The sequence below is a fragment of the Hyphomicrobium sp. genome (genome assembly GCF_019753045.1).
In the GTDB taxonomy this organism is placed as follows: domain Bacteria; phylum Pseudomonadota; class Alphaproteobacteria; order Rhizobiales; family Hyphomicrobiaceae; genus Hyphomicrobium_B.
Window position 1 is genome coordinate 21,227 of the sequence record NZ_JAIELN010000021.1, and the last position, 14,670, is coordinate 35,896.

Here is a 14,670-nt window from a genome sequence, read left to right on the forward strand (position 1 = left end):
GCCAATGGCCGTGTTGGATATGCGAACGCCGCCTAGCACAACATGCTCCCAACTCCGACACCGAGCTCATACCCATTGCTGAGTTATATCCCGAACCCTCTCATCATCCCGATTGGCCTGATCGTTGGGATGCTCATTGCCGCCCCCGTCGGGCCTGTCAATGTCCTGTGCATCCAGCGCGCCATCGAGCGCGGCTTCTGGGGCGGGGTCGCAGCCGGTATCGGCTCGGTGATGGGCGATGGCCTGATAGCACTATGCGCAGGCATGGGCGTCGGCACGGTTTCGGGTGTCGTCCAGGAACATCGCGCTACCATCCAGGTCATCGGCGGCTTGGCGCTTATCGCCTTTGGTCTGCGCCTCTATTACAGCGCGCCGCGTTTGAAGATGACATCTGAGGCGGATGCCCAGACCGCCCGTCTGAAGGACTTCGTCTGGGACATCCCGCAGACATTCTTCCTGACGATCACGAACCCCGGGGCCGTCCTCGGCCTCTTCGCCGTTTTCGGCGGCGTCACCACATTCGTCGAAGTGCATTCGACGATCGACGTCCTGCTGCTGGTCGCGGCGATCGTCTGCGGCAGCATGCTGTGGTGGATTACGCTGTCGAACATCATCAGCCGCTATCGGCACCGTATGGACCTTCACATACTAAAGGTCGTCAATCGGGTTGCGGGTCTGCTGCTCGCCCTCTTCGGCGGCGTATTGATCGCCGAAGTCATCATGAAAGCCGGCAATTTCTAGTCCCGGCTGTGGCCGATTATTGATCGCGGCGCGTCAGCGTGAATTCGCCCTCGACGACGCGCTTTTCCAATCCGCGCGTCAAATGGATAACGGCATCTTCGCCGTAGATCGCCACCAGATCGGTGAGTGCGGTGAACAGTGCCGCATAGGCCATCTGCTGCGGCTCGACCCCCGTATCGACGCCCTCGTCCCAAGCGGCGAGGATGAGGTCCAGCGCCTTCAGCGTCGGGTTCTTAGTATCGATGTCCTCGAAGCACTCCATGCCGGTCCCAATCTTCCCTCATCCCTGGCCGTCGCTTATGCGAGCGGCTCCCACCGGTTGTCACCTAGCACGACCTTTTGCGATAGGTCGATGCTGCCACTATTCACAGTAAACCTTGTGAAAAGGAGCGGCCCGGCGTTAAGCGAGATTTCGCGGGATCAGTTTGGAAACGCTTTCAAGAGGCCGTCCGAGAGTTCGGAGCCTTCAGAAAGAAATCGATTGATGGCCGTCTGGGCCGAGGGGCTGCAGGTATTATAAGTGCGGCTATAGCTGCGATACCCTTGGTTGAACGCGCGGGTCAGCTTCGCGCGCCGGAGCGCGGTCGATCCTTCCGCGTCCATTAAGTCGCGCATGCGGTCGCGCCAGTACTGGCCTTCGTTGGCGCCGCAAAGCTCGCGGAGATAGTGAACGGCGCCGAGGATCTCGGACAGCCGGAGCAGCCTGTCGTCATAGGGCTTCGAGTCGGACGCGGCCATGACCGGACCGCTGGCGGCTGCCCAAAGCGCCATCAGGGCCATAAGAGGCGACCCAAGATTTCGCCAGATGTTGGGTTTGCGACGTTCCACTATTCGGTCCGGATTTCTCATGTCGGCTTGCTTAAAGCAGATTCTGGGCGGCCGAGCAGCGAACGCTTATATTCGAGTGTCATTCTACATCAAAAGGACCAAACGGGTTTGTGCGCACGATACAGTTTGACCTCTCCGGCTGAGGCCGTGCGGGCTTTCTTCAGGGCGCCAGGCGTCGAGGATTTCCCGCCGCGCTATAATATTGCGCCGTCGCAACCCGTCCTGATCGCCCGAAACGACGTGCATAACCGCCCCGAGCTGCAACTGGTGCGCTGGGGCCTCATCCCGTCCTGGTTGAAGGATCCGAAGTCGCTGGGCTCGCCGCTGATCAACGCGCGAGCTGAAACGGCAGCCGAGAAGCCCGCCTTCCGAGGTGCCATGCGCCATCGCCGGTGCCTTGTGCCGACGACCGGCTTCTACGAATGGACCGGGCAGCGCGGCGCCCGCCAGCCGCACCTCATCCGACTGAAAGACCAAGAGCTTTTTGCGCTCGCCGGCATTTGGGAAGGGTGGCTCGGCGCTGACGGCAGCGAGATCGAGACAATGGCGATCCTGACGACCGCCGCGAATGACGAGATGGCGCGCCTGCACGACCGGATGCCGGTGATCCTTGACGAGGCGGACTTCGATCGCTGGCTCGATTGCCGCCCGGGATCCGCCGAAGGCGTGCTCGACCTTCTCAGACCTTATGGACCCGGGCGCCTCTCCGCGACCGCGGTTAATTCCAAGCTGAACGATGCGCGTGCGGAGGGGCCGGAACTTCAACAGCCGGAGTTTTCGACGCTGCTGTAGCGACCCGTTCGGCGCCGCTCGTAACAGTCTAAAATCGGCGCTAACCTAAAGATTACCCTTAAACTGAAGACCTATTTGTTATCCAAGTGTAGATAGCTAGCAAGGGAACGGCCGGTGTTTGCGGCCGCATGGCTTGGGGCCGGGCCGGCGCCAAGGGGACATATGGGGAGAGCGCGATGGCGTACCACGGCGAGGATCTCGACCTCAGAACACAGCAGACTTGGACGCCCGCTGATGTTTTGTCAGAGCCCAATGCGCCATCCGCGAACGGCAAGCGCGGCCCCCTTCAGGCCGGGCCGGTTCTCGTCGAGGATACGGTGCTCGCTTGTTTCAACCAGGCTTACGACATCGCATCGGCGCACCGCGCGATAGAAGTCCGCGTCGAGCATTTGCTGAACGCGATGACCCGCGTCGACCCCGCCGCCGTCGCGCTTGAGGCGAACGGCGTGCGCGTTGTCGCTCTGAAACGCGAGACCGCGACCATCATCGCGGGGGACATTCCGGCTGCCCCCGGCAGCGGCGCCGTCTCACCGCGACGCTCGGATGAATTGGCGGAACTCCTGCGGCTCTCGGCATCGTTCGCATCGCGAAGAAATGCTGCGGTAAGCATCGACGATCTCCTGCATGTGCTGTTCGATCAGAGGTCGGATTTTGCGCAGTCCGAACTGCTTTTCCGCTTTTCCTCGCGCCTCGCCCAGAGAGAAATGCCCGAGCCGCTGCCGCCGTTGACGCGCGCCGATAGCCGTTATCAGCCAACCAACCTCCGCTATTCCACGGACTACGCGCGCGCCTCCTACCGCAACGACTATTTGGGAACACAGGCTGACGCACTGCAGAATTCCCGCATTGATGCGCTCGAGCAAATGCTGCGCGGACTGAGCCACGATTTCACCAACGAGCGCCACATCATTGCCGGCCTCATCCGCGATCTGACCCGCGATACGCTTGCGCACCAGGATGATCAGGGGCGCGGGCAGGCCGTGTTGATCGAGCGCATTGGAGCCCTCGAAGCGACGCTCCGCGACGGTGGCGCCGGGACCAGTTCGACCGAAACACTCCCGCTGGTCTCAAAGCTCGAGAACATCGAAGCGGCGCTGGAGCTTCGCTTGCAGGAGATGTCGCAATCGTGGGCGGTCCTCTCGACCCGGCTTCAGGAACTGGAGGCATCGGTACGGGCCCGCCCGGTGTCCGATGGTGTGGACCTGAAGCCCGTCACCGATCGTCTCGACATCATCGAGGAGGCGGTGCTCGGCCACGATCAGCATCGCGGCATCGGCGACCTCGCCGACCGGCTCGGGAAACTAGAGGATGATATCGGCCGGGTGCTCGCAACGTCGACGGATGCTGGAAGAGCCGATGCGCTGCTCGGCGGTTTCGATAAAATCGACGGCCTGTCTAATAAGCTCGATACGCACAACGGATCGTTGAATAAACTCGCCGTCGGTCTCGCCGAACGCATGAGCGAAGTCGAGCGCGCCGTCGCCGCCGAAATAGAAACGGCAGCCGCTAAGCACCAAGCCTACGCGCACGATCTCACCGAAGTCCACGAAGCCTTGCTGAAGGTCAACGAGAACCAGCACACCCTCGCTGGCTCCATGGATCAGTGGCGCACGGAATCGGCGACCGACGTCGCCAATATACTGAACCGTCTCGCGGGCATCGATCGCGACGCGGCCTTGCCCGCTGAAACGCTTGCCGCACTGAACCACCACATGGAGGCGACGAACCGCTTCATCATAGAACGGTACCATCGCCGCCATCGCTTCATGTATTGGCTTTTTGGAACCGACGATTGGATCAGCGCCAGTTGGCCGTCGACGAAAGCAACGATCGCGGCCGAAGAGCAGCGCCTCAAGGAAGCAGGCGCTTGAACGAGGGGCCGCTTCAAACGGACACTCGGCGCAATCGTTCGTTAACATGACTGAGAGGTTAGTGTTTACCCATTTGGCTTAATTGGTGCGGCGTCATTCCGTCGGAAAGCCAGCACCTTTCGCCATGCAATCACAACATCGCCCCTTCCTGCGCCTCGCGGATATCATGTCGCCGGAGGCCAATAGCTTCGGCGTTCTGCGTCTGCTGATGGCGACGTTCGTGCTGATCTCCCACAGCTATCTGTACGCCGCCGGAACCGATGCCGCAGAGCCGCTGCAGCCGTGGCTTGGCCGGTCGCTTGGCGAATATGCCGTGCAGGTCTTCTTCATCTTGAGCGGCGTGCTGGTGGCCCAAAGCTTCGACCGCAGCCGCAGCATTCTGAACTTCGCAGCAGCCCGTGTGCTTCGAATTTTTCCGGCCCTCATCGTCTGCGTCGCCGTAACAGCGTTCGTGCTCGGCCCGATGGTCTCGCGCCTGACGGTTGGCGAATACTTCTCCGACACCGGCCTTTACGCGTACGTCGCCAAAACGCTGGCTCTGACGACCGGAGCGGCGCCGCTGCCCGGCGTCTTCGAAAGCCTGCCGTACGCCGGTTACGTCAACTCTTCGCTCTGGACGCTGAAGTACGAGGTCCTTTGCTATGTCATTCTTGCGGCGCTGGGCGTCGCGGGCCTGTTCGAAGAGCGCTGGCGGAAGCTCGCGATCGCCGGTCTCGCCGTCCTCGTCGGAACCGTAACGCTGGGACTCCCCGCCGAAGCTGAAGCCTACGGCTTCTCGGACAATTTGCGCTACTTCATCGTCTTCTTCTTCAGCGGCGTGCTTGCCTATGTCGCTCGCAGGCATCTTATTATTCACGGTGCCGCGCTTGCGCCTCTGGCCGTTCTTTTTGTCTGCTTGGCCAAAACGCCCCTTGCAGAAATCAGCGCCGCGCTCTTTCTGGGCTACGCTGCCCTTTGGCTAGCGACCAAGGCGCTCGGACTGCTTCGCGCCGTTTGCAACAAATTCGACGCCTCATACGGCATCTACATCTTTGCCGGTCCGACGCAGCAGACGCTGCTGTGGCTCATGCCGGGCCTGCCGCCCGTATGGCTGTCTCTCGTAGCCTTCGCCATCGTCCTGCCGACGGCCATCGTCTCGTGGATCATGATCGAGAAGCCGGCCATGAAGCTGAGATCGCGGATTACCGCGCGACTGCAGAAGCGCGAGCCGGTTGAGCCGCTGCCCGCGACCTGATTGACCGGACTTTCCCCGCTCCGTTTACCAAGGTCTGCCGAAAGACCTTGAGCCTGCCGCCGCCGCCGTGCTTTCCTTAACGAAGCGTAAAAGGGCGTACGGGGGCCGGGGCATGTTGCAGCGATACGTAATTGTCAACGGCGCGACGACAGCGGTCCTTTACGGCGCAGCCTATGCCTTCACCCCATCGTCGTTGCACGTGCTGGACTCCATCCGAGCCGGTTTCGAAGGCTTCGTCATGCAAAGTCCGGTGTTGGGTCCGCTTGTGAATAAGATCATCCTCGTCATCAGCGCTCTCTGAGCTCTGAAGCCGCGCAAGCTTATTCGCGCGGCGCGGCCGCCCGCTTCAGCCGATCGTTGATCGCTTCGCCCAAGCCATGCCGTGGGATAGGCGTCGCGGCGATTGTCGAGGCGCCGGAAGCATCGAGCGTACGCAGTGCCGCGAAGAGGTTCGCGGCAGCTTCGACAAGATCGCCCGACGGGCTGAGATTGATGAAGGTTCGTGCTGGCTGTCGCGCAATTCCGCCGAACGCCAGAACCGCTTCATCCGGACCCCAGTCAAAAGCATCGAGCCGCAAACCCGCCCGCGGCGCGTAATGGCTCTGAAGCTGGCCGGGGGACAAGGGCCGGTCCGTTGAACCGTCCTCGCGCGCAAGACGGCTGCCGAGAACCTCTTCGATCGCTTCCACCGTCACCGCACCCGGCCGAAGCAGAACGGGTGTCTCATCGACAAGGCTAATGACCGTCGACTCAAGACCGAGCGTGGTCGGGCCGCTGTCGAGAATGAGCGCTGCCTTATCGCCGAGGTCCGCTGCAACATGCTCGGCATGGGTCGCACTGACATGGCCTGACCGGTTGGCTGAGGGCGCCGCGAGCGGACGCTGGGCCGCAACGAGCAGCGCCCGTGCGACGGCATGATCGGGAGAGCGCAGCGCAACCGTCGGCAGGCCGGCGGAGACGAGATCGCTGACCTCGGACTTGGCCGTGCGCGGCACGACGAGCGTCAGCGGGCCGGGCCAGAATGCGTCCGTCAACCGCCGCGCGACCGGTGAAAATGTCCCGATGATGACGGCCTGCTCCAACCCGAGAACATGGACGATGAGCGGATTGAACGTTGGCCGGTTTTTAGCCGCGAATACGCGAGCGACAGCTTCGCCGTTCGTCGCGTCTGCGCCGAGGCCATAGACTGTTTCGGTCGGAAATGCGACGAGCGCACCCGACCTGATCATTTGCCCCGCTTCGGCGATCCATTCGGCGTTGGCGGGGGCAATCCTGCCCTGCATTAATTTTCCACCTGGTTTGCTCGCACCTCTGTTCGGCATAGTGTCTGCAGCCAGTTCCCGAGAAATATTGAGATACGATCCATGACCTATCAGGCTCCAGTAGACGAAATCGTCTTTGCGCTTAAGACCGTGGCTGCCCTCGACGAAATGGAAACGAGCGGACTCTACCCGGAGCTTGATGCCGATACCGTCGTGGCCGTCATCGAAGAGGCGGGAAAGTTCGGCGCCGAGGTCCTAGCACCTTTGAACGCAATCGGCGACCGGATCGGCTCGAAATTATCTGACGGAAAAGTGATGACCCCGCCGGGCTTCGCCGATGCCTACCGCAGGTTCGTTGAGGGCGGCTGGAGCGCGCTTCCCTGTTCGGGCGCCTACGGCGGACAGGGCCTTCCCGAGCTCGTTGCAACGCCCGTCGGCGAGATATGGAACGCCTCTAACGTCTCGTTCGGGCTTTGTCCGCTTTTGACGCAGGGCGCGATCCACGCGATCGAGGCCGGCGGCAGCGAAGGCCTGAAAGCCAAATTCTTGCCGAAAATGGTCGCAGGCACGTGGACCGGCACGATGAATTTGACGGAGCCGCACGCGGGCTCCGATCTGGGCCCTCTTTCGACACGTGCCGAGCGTCAGCCAGATGGAACATACCGCATCACCGGCACGAAGATCTTCATCACTTACGGCGAGCACGATATGGCGGAGAACATCGTCCACCTCGTCCTCGCCCGCTTGCCCGATGCGCCGCCGGGAACGCGCGGCATTTCTCTCTTTTTGGTTCCGAAATTCCTCGTCAACGAAGACGGATCGCTCGGCGATCGCAACGACGTCATTTGCGCAGGTGTTGAGCATAAGCTCGGCATCATGGCGAGCCCGACCTGCGTAATGAAATTCGGCGAGAACGGCGGCGCGACGGGTTATCTCGTTGGTGAGGAAAACCGGGGTCTCGCGTCCATGTTCATTATGATGAATGCGGCTCGCCTCGGCGTCGGCGCTCAGGGCGTCGGCGTGGCCGAGCGGGCGACACAACACGCCATCGCCTATGCGAAGGAGCGCCGCCAGGGCAAGAGCCTTACCGCGAATGGCACGGGCGGCATGAGCCCGATCATCGAGCACGCCGATATCCGGCGTATGCTGTTGACGATGAAAGCGCTCACCCAAGCCGCGCGCATGATCTGCTACGCGACGGCGAAAGAACTCGATATCGGCCATCGAGGTAGCGATGAGAGAACGCGCAAGGACGCGCTCAATCGCGCCGCGCTGCTGACGCCGCTGGCCAAGGCATTCTCGACGGACATCGCCAATGAAGTCGCGTCGCTCGGTGTCCAGGTTCACGGCGGCATGGGCTTCGTCGAAGAAACGGGCGCCGCGCAATACCTCCGCGATGCACGCATTCTGCCGATCTACGAAGGCACCAACGGCATTCAGGCCATCGACCTCGTGACGCGAAAACTCACGCTCGATGGCGGCGCGACGGCGACGGCATTTCTCGCGGGACTTGGCGAGACGATCTCCAAAGTCCGCGCCGCGAAGCGCAGCGATTTCGGCCATACCGCCGAGCGTCTGACGGAAGCCTTGAATAGCCTCCAGTCGGCGACGCTGTGGATGGCGCAAACGCTGCCGGGTCACCCCGAAAAGGCCCTCGCATCGGCGACGCCCTTCCTGCGGCTCATGAGCTTGACGGCCGGCGGCACGTACCTGGCAAAGGGCGCGCTGACGGAACCGGAAGGATCGCCCCGCGTCGCGATCGCGCGGTTCTTCGCAGAAAATCTGCTAACGGAAGTAAAAAGTCTCTCCGAAACCGTTCAGCACGGCGCCGACTCGGTGCTCGTCGATGCCCATGGCGCGGTGTTCGCATGACATCGGAAATCGCAATATGGCGCGACGGCGGTGTTCAAGTTCTTCGCATCGCGCGTCCGGAGAAGAAAAACGCACTGACCGGCGCAATGTATCGAGCACTCTGCGACGCGCTCGAAGCAGCCGACGCAGATCGTTCGATTGCCGCCCACATTGTAACGGGATCGGACGGCGTCTTCACCGCCGGCAACGACATCGCCGATTTTCTCGCGACGTCGCGAGGCACCGGCAATCTCGGCCAGGACGTGGTGCGATTCATCAAGCTGTTGCCCGTCATCAAGAAGCCGTTGATCGCAGCTGTCGGCGGTAACGCGATTGGCATCGGCACGACGATGCTCTTCCATTGCGATCTCGTTTACGCAGCGCCTGACGCAATGTTTGCGACGCCCTTTCTCGATCTCGGAGTGACGCCCGAGGCGGCCTCCAGCCTGCTGATGACGCAGCGGATGGGCTACGCGCGCGCCTTCGCAATGCTCGCGCTCGGTGATCCGATGTCGGCTGATGACGCAGTCGCCGCCGGATTTGTGAATGCGATTGTTCCGGCCGCCGATCTCGAACAGGCGGCGCTCGATGCGGCTCGCCGCCTGGCAAGGAAGCCGCCCGAAGCATTGGCGTTGGCGCGACGCCTGATGCGCGGCGATCCAGCCGAAGTGCTGAAGCGGATCGACGAGGAGGTGGCTGTTTTTCGCGAGCGGCTCCGGTCTCCGGAAGCGATCGAAGCGTTCACGGCCTTTTTCGAAAAACGTACTCCGAATTTCAACAAATCAGCATAGCTGGCCCGGTGCGGTCCCCATACCCGATTGAGACGCCCCTTACGTAATCGCGGCCAAGCTATTAGGGTGACCTCCCTGTCCGGCATGGAATGAAAGCAGCGGAAATGGCGTCACTCAAGGGCAAGACCCTCTTTATCACTGGGGCAAGCCGCGGCATCGGGCTGGCGATCGCGAAGCGAGCGGCGAGGGACGGCGCGAACATCGCAATCGCCGCCAAGACGGTCGATCCAAATCCCAAGCTCGAAGGCACGATCCATTCCGCGGCCAAGGAGATCGAGGAGGCGGGCGGCGCAGCGCTCGCGCTCGAGTGCGATATTCGCAACGAGGACGAAGTCGAGCGCGCCATCGCAGAAACGGTCGAACGCTTCGGCGGCATCGACATTTGCGTCAACAACGCCAGCGCGCTCTCGTTGACGCCGATCGAGAAAACGGAACTGAAGCGCTTCGATTTGATGTTCGCGGTCAATACGCGCGGCACGTTCCTGACGTCCAAACTATGCCTGCCGCATCTGAAGCGCGCCGCCAACCCGCACATTCTGATGCTGTCGCCGCCCCTCGATATGCATGCCAAATGGTTCTCCGGGCACGTTGCCTATTCGATCGCAAAATACGGCATGAGCCTTTGTGTTCTGGGGCTTTCCGACGAGCTGAAAAAGGATGGCATCGCCGTCAACGCGCTCTGGCCGCGGACGACGATTGCGACGGCGGCCGTGCAGAACATTCTCGGCGGCGACAAACTCATGCGGATGAGCCGCACGCCCGAGATCGTCGCCGACGCGGCACATCTCGTCTTCAGTCAACGTGCCAAAACATTCACCGGCCGCTTCCTGATCGACGATACGTTTCTTTACGAAACCGGAGGCGTCCGCGATTTCGAAGGCTATCGCATCGATAAGTCGATGCCTTTGGCGCCCGACTTCTTTGTCCCAGTTGAAAGCAAGCCGCCTCCAGGCGTTCAGATCGCACGGCTGTCGGAATTGGCGTGAAGCTCAGACCAGAGCAGTGACGGAAGCATATGACGACAGCATTGATCACCCATCACGCTTTCCTCAATCACGATACCGGCAACGGTCATCCCGAACGGCCAGACCGGATGCGGGCCATCGACGAGGCATTGTCGCACGAGAGCTTCGCGCTCCTGGAACGCCGGGAAGCGCCGCTCAGGGAAGATGACAAGACCTACATCGCCATGGCGCACGGCGCGCAGCATATCGCTGGTCTGATCGGCGCGATCGAGCACATCGAACAGGGTCATAAGAACCTCGACGTCGACACGGTCGCGTCGCAGGGCACGTGGGAAGCCTCCCGCCGAGCCGTCGGCGCAGGGCTCGACGCCGTCGATATGGTGATGAACCGCGAGGTCGCGAATGTCTTCTGTCAGGTTCGCCCGCCGGGACATCACGCCGAGAGCCAGCGGGCGATGGGCTTCTGCATCTTCAATAATGTGGCCATCGCTGCACATTACGCGCGGAAAAAATATGGAGCCGAGCGCGTCGCCGTCGTCGATTTCGACGTCCACCACGGCAACGGTACGCAAGAAATTTTCTGGTCCGATAAGGACCTTTTTTACGGCTCCACGCATCAGATGCCGCTCTTTCCCGGCACAGGTGCGTTGCGGGAAACCGGTGTGGGTAATATATTCAATGCGCCGCTGCGCGCGGGCGACGGACGCGAACACTTCGAGGAAGCGTTCAGGAGCCGGATCCTGGGGCCGTTGCACAACTTTGGCCCCGATGTGCTATTGATCTCGGCAGGTTTCGACGCCCATCAGCGAGATCCGCTCGCCGGGCTCAATCTTGTCGCACAGGACTTCCAATGGGCGACCGAATCCCTTTCAGAAGTGGCTCGGCGCCATGGCAACGGGCGAATAGTCTCGATGCTTGAGGGCGGATATGATCTCACGGGGCTTGCTCAATCCGTTGCGGCCCACGTAAAGGCGTTGATTGACGCAGGCCATTGAGCGGCAAACCGACGCCCGGAAGCAGGACAATATGAATACGAAAGCACCGGAAAAAAACTTCGCCGACATCAAGGACATGACGTTCGAGCGCGCGCTGAAAGAGCTTGAGGCCATCGTTGGCAAGCTTGAGCGCGGCGATGTCGAGCTTGAGGAGAGCATCAGCATTTACGAGCGGGGCGAAGCGCTTCGCGACCATTGCGATCGCCTGTTGAAAGCGGCGGAGGCAAAGGTCGAGAAATTGACGCTCGGAGCCGACGGCGCGCCGACGGGCACGACGCCGCTGGACAAGGACGGAAACGCCCCCTTTTGACCCGGACGGCGTGTGATACTACCAAACCCCGGCGATGACAGGGCCAACGCCAGGCGTTAACTACTCTGCGGCACGCAAGCGCATTATGTCATCTACGAGCCTCCGCAGTTGGGGCAATCGAAGATAGGCGTTATGAAGGCAAGTGCACGTTGAGGGATCATTGTTTACTGCACGCTTCCACCACGGCATTTGATAGCCGCCGCATCAAGGTTTTACCGTGAGCCAGACACCGTTACTTGATCGAATTCAAACGCCGCACGATCTGCGTCAATTGACGGAAGATCAGCTGCCGCAGCTTGCTGCCGAGCTTCGCGACGAGACGATCAGCGCCGTCTCGGAAACCGGGGGGCATTTGGGCGCGGGCCTCGGCGTAATCGAGCTGACGGTCGCCCTGCATTGGGTCTTCAATACGCCGGACGACCGCGTGATCTGGGACGTCGGCCATCAGGCCTATCCGCACAAGATTTTGACGGGGCGCCGCGAGCGTATTCGTACCCTGCGCCAGCCGGGCGGGCTCGCAGGCTTCACGAACCGTGATGAAAGTCCCTACGATCCGTTCGGCGCTGGACACTCCTCGACCTCGATTTCCGCAGCGCTCGGCATGGCCGTCGCGCGCGATCTCAGCAACAAATCCAACAACGTCATCGCCGTCATCGGCGATGGCGCGATGAGCGCGGGCATGGCCTACGAGGCGATGAACAACGCCGGCGCGCGCGATGAGCGGCTCATCGTCATTCTCAACGACAATGATATGTCGATTGCCCCGCCGACGGGAGCGCTCTCCGCTTACCTCGCGCGCGTCACGTCGAGCGGAACGTACGTGCATCTGCGCGATTACGCGAAACAGCTCGCGAAGCTTCTGCCCAAGGCGTGGGAACGCCGCGCTGCGCGCGTCGAAGAGTACACGCGGCACCTTTGGCAAGGGGGCGCTTGGTTCGAGGAGTTGGGCTTCTATTACGTCGGCCCGCTCGACGGCCATGACCTCAATCAGCTCCTTCCCGTCTTGAAAAACGTGCGCGATCTCCAGCAGGGTCCGATCCTGGTGCATGTCGTGACGAAGAAGGGCAAGGGCTACGCACCGGCGGAAGCCGCTGACGACAAGTATCACGGCGTCAACAAGTTCAACGTCATCACCGGCGCGCAGGTCAAACCGAAGCCCAATGCGCCGAGCTACACGAAGGTGTTCGCCGACGCTCTGATCGCGGAAGCCCGAAAAGATAAACGCGTTGTCGCGATCACGGCGGCAATGCCGTCGGGTACGGGCCTTGATCACTTCGGGAAGGAATTCCCCGACCGCACCTTCGATGTCGGGATCGCGGAGCAGCACGCCGTGACCTTCGCGGCCGGTCTCGCGACAGAGGGCTATAAACCTTTCGCGACGATCTACTCGACGTTCCTACAGCGCGCATACGACCAGGTCGTGCACGACGTCGCAATCCAGAAGCTGCCGGTTCGCTTTGCGATCGATCGCGCAGGCCTCGTCGGCGCGGACGGCGCAACGCACGCCGGTTCGTTCGACGTCGCCTATCTCACTTGCCTGCCGGACTTTGTGGTGATGGCCGCGGCAGACGAGGCCGAACTCGTCCACATGGTCGCGACGCAAGCGCAAATCGACGACCGTCCGAGCGCGCTCCGCTATCCCCGCGGCGAAGGCGTCGGTGTCGAGTTGCCTGAAGAGGGCATACCGCTGCCGATCGGCAAGGGCCGCATCGTCCGTCAGGGATCGAAGGTCGCTCTTCTCTCGCTCGGGACGCGCCTTGCCGAATGCCTGAAGGCTGCCGATCAACTCGCAGCCGCTGGGCTTTCGACGACGGTCGCCGACGCGCGTTTCGCCAAGCCGCTCGATTCAGAGATGATCCGTGAGCTGGCCACGAACCACGAGGTGCTGGTCACCGTCGAAGAAGGGTCCATTGGCGGCTTCGGCAGCCACGTGCTGCAGTTCCTGTCCGACGAAGGTCTGCTCGATGGCGGCCTCCGGGTGCGCGCGAAAGTGCTGCCGGATGTCTTCATCGATCACGGTAAGCCGGAAGCCATGTACGAAGCCGCCCGCCTCAATGCGTCAGGCATCGTCGAGACGGTTTTCGCCGCGCTCGGCCGTGCCGTTGCCGTCGGAGAACGCGCGTAGAATTGGAAGCGAGCCACAAAGGCTCAGGGACTCGGAGGGAATGAAATGCATTCGATCGTGAGCCTTGTTGCGCGGATACTTCTCTCGGCAATCTTCGTTACGGCGGGCGTCAGCAAGATCTCGGGGTACGAGGGCACTCAGGCCTACATGGAATCTCACGGCCTGCCCGGCGGCCTTCTTCCCCTCGTCATTGCTCTCGAGGTGATTGGCGGCCTCGCCGTTCTCTTGGGCGTCTTGTCGCGTTGGGCAGGCCTCGCGCTCGCAGCCTTCTGCATCGCGTCAGCCTTGGTCTTTCACTTCAATTTTGCCGATCAGGCCCAGGCGACGAACTTCATGAAGAACATCTGCATGGCGGGCGGCTTCCTGCTGCTCTTCGCCAACGGCTCGGGCCGTTACGCGCTGAGGCCCGACTGAAAGCCGGGCCCCGCGTTACTTCTCACTCGACTGTGATTGTCACGACGTCCGACGTCACCGGCGGATCGTGCGGAATGTGGTTCTTGTCGCCGAGCAAAAGCTGCAGAGTATGCTTCCCGGGCTTCAGCTCGACGGACGCGTCCGTCTGCCCCTTGCCGTAGTGAACGTGGTGATCGTCTTTGGGGATCGCCTCGCCAACGGCAGGCAGCGGCGCGTCTATCAAGAGATGATGGTGGCCGCTATTCGGCGTTTCCGAACCGGCAGGAGCAACCTCCATGCCCTCGATGCCGAATTTTATGGTAACCGGGCTCGAAACGGTCGCGCCGTCCTTCGGCTCGATGATAAAGACCTTCGCACCGGTCGGAGACGGCGTTCGCCCGCTGTCCGCCAGGGCAACCATCGGCAGCGCCAGCGCAACGAGCGCCGCGAAGATTGCAGGTTTCATGTGTGTGCTCTCCATCGTTTCCCGCCGACAGAGATGGGGCCGATGC

The 14,670-nt window shown here is 61.7% G+C and carries 16 protein-coding genes; 12 read left to right on the top strand and 4 right to left on the bottom strand.

Annotated elements, in window-relative coordinates; translation table 11 throughout:
* The first annotated feature begins 75 nt into the window (after nucleotides 1–75).
* Nucleotides 76–741: a LysE family transporter gene (locus K2Q04_RS19870; RefSeq protein WP_291166812.1), complete on the top strand. Its 666-nt coding sequence runs from the start codon at nucleotides 76–78 to the stop codon at nucleotides 739–741.
* Nucleotides 742–757: 16 nt separating this feature from the next.
* Here K2Q04_RS19870 and K2Q04_RS19875 read toward each other — a convergent pair whose 3' ends face one another.
* The gene (locus K2Q04_RS19875) at nucleotides 758–1,003 is read right to left on the bottom strand and encodes a hypothetical protein (protein WP_092867658.1); all 246 of its coding nucleotides are present in this window, start codon (nucleotides 1,001–1,003) and stop codon (nucleotides 758–760) included.
* A 158-nt stretch (nucleotides 1,004–1,161) separates the two neighbouring features.
* Nucleotides 1,162–1,569, bottom strand: a complete 408-nt coding sequence (locus tag K2Q04_RS19880; RefSeq protein WP_291166815.1) for a TIGR02301 family protein — start codon at nucleotides 1,567–1,569, stop codon at nucleotides 1,162–1,164.
* Nucleotides 1,570–1,677: 108 nt separating this feature from the next.
* On the opposite strand from K2Q04_RS19880, the gene K2Q04_RS19885 reads away from it, so the two are divergent.
* From K2Q04_RS19885 to K2Q04_RS19900, 4 genes are all read left to right on the top strand, one after another.
* Nucleotides 1,678–2,361 (top strand): SOS response-associated peptidase, encoded by a 684-nt coding sequence (locus K2Q04_RS19885; RefSeq protein ID WP_291166817.1) that lies wholly within the window; start codon nucleotides 1,678–1,680, stop codon nucleotides 2,359–2,361.
* 176 nt (nucleotides 2,362–2,537) lie between these two features.
* Nucleotides 2,538–4,232, top strand: coding sequence for a Clp protease (locus tag K2Q04_RS19890; protein ID WP_291166819.1), 1,695 nt, complete (start codon nucleotides 2,538–2,540; stop codon nucleotides 4,230–4,232).
* 124 nt (nucleotides 4,233–4,356) lie between these two features.
* A complete protein-coding gene (locus tag K2Q04_RS19895; protein ID WP_291166821.1) occupies nucleotides 4,357–5,466 on the top strand; it encodes an acyltransferase in 1,110 nt (369 codons plus the stop codon).
* Nucleotides 5,467–5,578: 112 nt separating this feature from the next.
* Complete coding sequence (locus K2Q04_RS19900; RefSeq protein WP_291166823.1) at nucleotides 5,579–5,767, top strand: hypothetical protein; 189 nt, start codon at nucleotides 5,579–5,581, stop codon at nucleotides 5,765–5,767.
* Between the two features lie 19 nt (nucleotides 5,768–5,786).
* Here K2Q04_RS19900 and K2Q04_RS19905 read toward each other — a convergent pair whose 3' ends face one another.
* Nucleotides 5,787–6,749, bottom strand: a complete 963-nt coding sequence (locus K2Q04_RS19905) for an L-threonylcarbamoyladenylate synthase (protein WP_291166825.1) — start codon at nucleotides 6,747–6,749, stop codon at nucleotides 5,787–5,789.
* Between the two features lie 81 nt (nucleotides 6,750–6,830).
* Here K2Q04_RS19905 and K2Q04_RS19910 point away from each other — a divergent pair, with 81 nt between their 5' ends.
* From K2Q04_RS19910 to K2Q04_RS19940, 7 genes are all read left to right on the top strand, one after another.
* Entirely contained in the window at nucleotides 6,831–8,600 is a 1,770-nt protein-coding gene (locus tag K2Q04_RS19910) for an acyl-CoA dehydrogenase (protein WP_291166827.1), read from the top strand.
* Nucleotides 8,597–9,370 (top strand): crotonase/enoyl-CoA hydratase family protein, encoded by a 774-nt coding sequence (locus K2Q04_RS19915; RefSeq protein WP_291166829.1) that lies wholly within the window; start codon nucleotides 8,597–8,599, stop codon nucleotides 9,368–9,370. Before K2Q04_RS19910 ends, K2Q04_RS19915 begins: the two co-directional genes overlap by 4 nt.
* 104 nt (nucleotides 9,371–9,474) lie before the next feature.
* The gene (locus tag K2Q04_RS19920) at nucleotides 9,475–10,356 is read left to right on the top strand and encodes an NAD(P)-dependent oxidoreductase (RefSeq protein ID WP_291166831.1); all 882 of its coding nucleotides are present in this window, start codon (nucleotides 9,475–9,477) and stop codon (nucleotides 10,354–10,356) included.
* 29 nt (nucleotides 10,357–10,385) lie between these two features.
* Nucleotides 10,386–11,330 carry a histone deacetylase family protein gene (locus tag K2Q04_RS19925; protein ID WP_291166833.1) on the top strand — a complete coding sequence of 315 codons (945 nt, stop codon included), beginning with the start codon at nucleotides 10,386–10,388 and terminating at the stop codon, nucleotides 11,328–11,330.
* A gap of 31 nt (nucleotides 11,331–11,361) precedes the next feature.
* Nucleotides 11,362–11,640: an exodeoxyribonuclease VII small subunit gene (locus K2Q04_RS19930; RefSeq protein ID WP_092868165.1), complete on the top strand. Its 279-nt coding sequence runs from the start codon at nucleotides 11,362–11,364 to the stop codon at nucleotides 11,638–11,640.
* 217 nt (nucleotides 11,641–11,857) lie between these two features.
* Nucleotides 11,858–13,765, top strand: a complete 1,908-nt coding sequence (gene dxs, locus K2Q04_RS19935; RefSeq protein ID WP_291166836.1) for a 1-deoxy-D-xylulose-5-phosphate synthase — start codon at nucleotides 11,858–11,860, stop codon at nucleotides 13,763–13,765.
* A gap of 45 nt (nucleotides 13,766–13,810) precedes the next feature.
* Nucleotides 13,811–14,179 carry a DoxX family protein gene (locus K2Q04_RS19940; protein ID WP_291166838.1) on the top strand — a complete coding sequence of 123 codons (369 nt, stop codon included), beginning with the start codon at nucleotides 13,811–13,813 and terminating at the stop codon, nucleotides 14,177–14,179.
* A 22-nt stretch (nucleotides 14,180–14,201) separates the two neighbouring features.
* On the opposite strand, the gene K2Q04_RS19945 is transcribed toward K2Q04_RS19940, so the two are convergent.
* Nucleotides 14,202–14,624: a DUF4399 domain-containing protein gene (locus K2Q04_RS19945; RefSeq protein ID WP_291166840.1), complete on the bottom strand. Its 423-nt coding sequence runs from the start codon at nucleotides 14,622–14,624 to the stop codon at nucleotides 14,202–14,204.
* Between the last annotated feature and the right edge of the window lie 46 nt (nucleotides 14,625–14,670).

Excerpts from the sequence above, each read along its gene's own strand:
- K2Q04_RS19875 (WP_092867658.1), bottom strand. The coding sequence starts at position 1,003 with ATGGAGTGCTTCGAGGACATCGATACTAAGAACCCGACGCTGAAGGCG.
- K2Q04_RS19905 (WP_291166825.1), bottom strand. The coding sequence starts at position 6,749 with ATGCAGGGCAGGATTGCCCCCGCCAACGCCGAATGGATCGCCGAAGCG.
- K2Q04_RS19890 (WP_291166819.1), top strand. The coding sequence starts at position 2,538 with ATGGCGTACCACGGCGAGGATCTCGACCTCAGAACACAGCAGACTTGG.
- K2Q04_RS19920 (WP_291166831.1), top strand. The coding sequence starts at position 9,475 with ATGGCGTCACTCAAGGGCAAGACCCTCTTTATCACTGGGGCAAGCCGC.
- K2Q04_RS19940 (WP_291166838.1), top strand. The coding sequence starts at position 13,811 with ATGCATTCGATCGTGAGCCTTGTTGCGCGGATACTTCTCTCGGCAATC.
- K2Q04_RS19930 (WP_092868165.1), top strand. The coding sequence starts at position 11,362 with ATGAATACGAAAGCACCGGAAAAAAACTTCGCCGACATCAAGGACATG.
- K2Q04_RS19925 (WP_291166833.1), top strand. The coding sequence starts at position 10,386 with ATGACGACAGCATTGATCACCCATCACGCTTTCCTCAATCACGATACC.
- K2Q04_RS19910 (WP_291166827.1), top strand. The coding sequence starts at position 6,831 with ATGACCTATCAGGCTCCAGTAGACGAAATCGTCTTTGCGCTTAAGACC.
- K2Q04_RS19895 (WP_291166821.1), top strand. The coding sequence starts at position 4,357 with ATGCAATCACAACATCGCCCCTTCCTGCGCCTCGCGGATATCATGTCG.
- K2Q04_RS19945 (WP_291166840.1), bottom strand. The coding sequence starts at position 14,624 with ATGAAACCTGCAATCTTCGCGGCGCTCGTTGCGCTGGCGCTGCCGATG.
- K2Q04_RS19900 (WP_291166823.1), top strand. The coding sequence starts at position 5,579 with ATGTTGCAGCGATACGTAATTGTCAACGGCGCGACGACAGCGGTCCTT.
- K2Q04_RS19915 (WP_291166829.1), top strand. The coding sequence starts at position 8,597 with ATGACATCGGAAATCGCAATATGGCGCGACGGCGGTGTTCAAGTTCTT.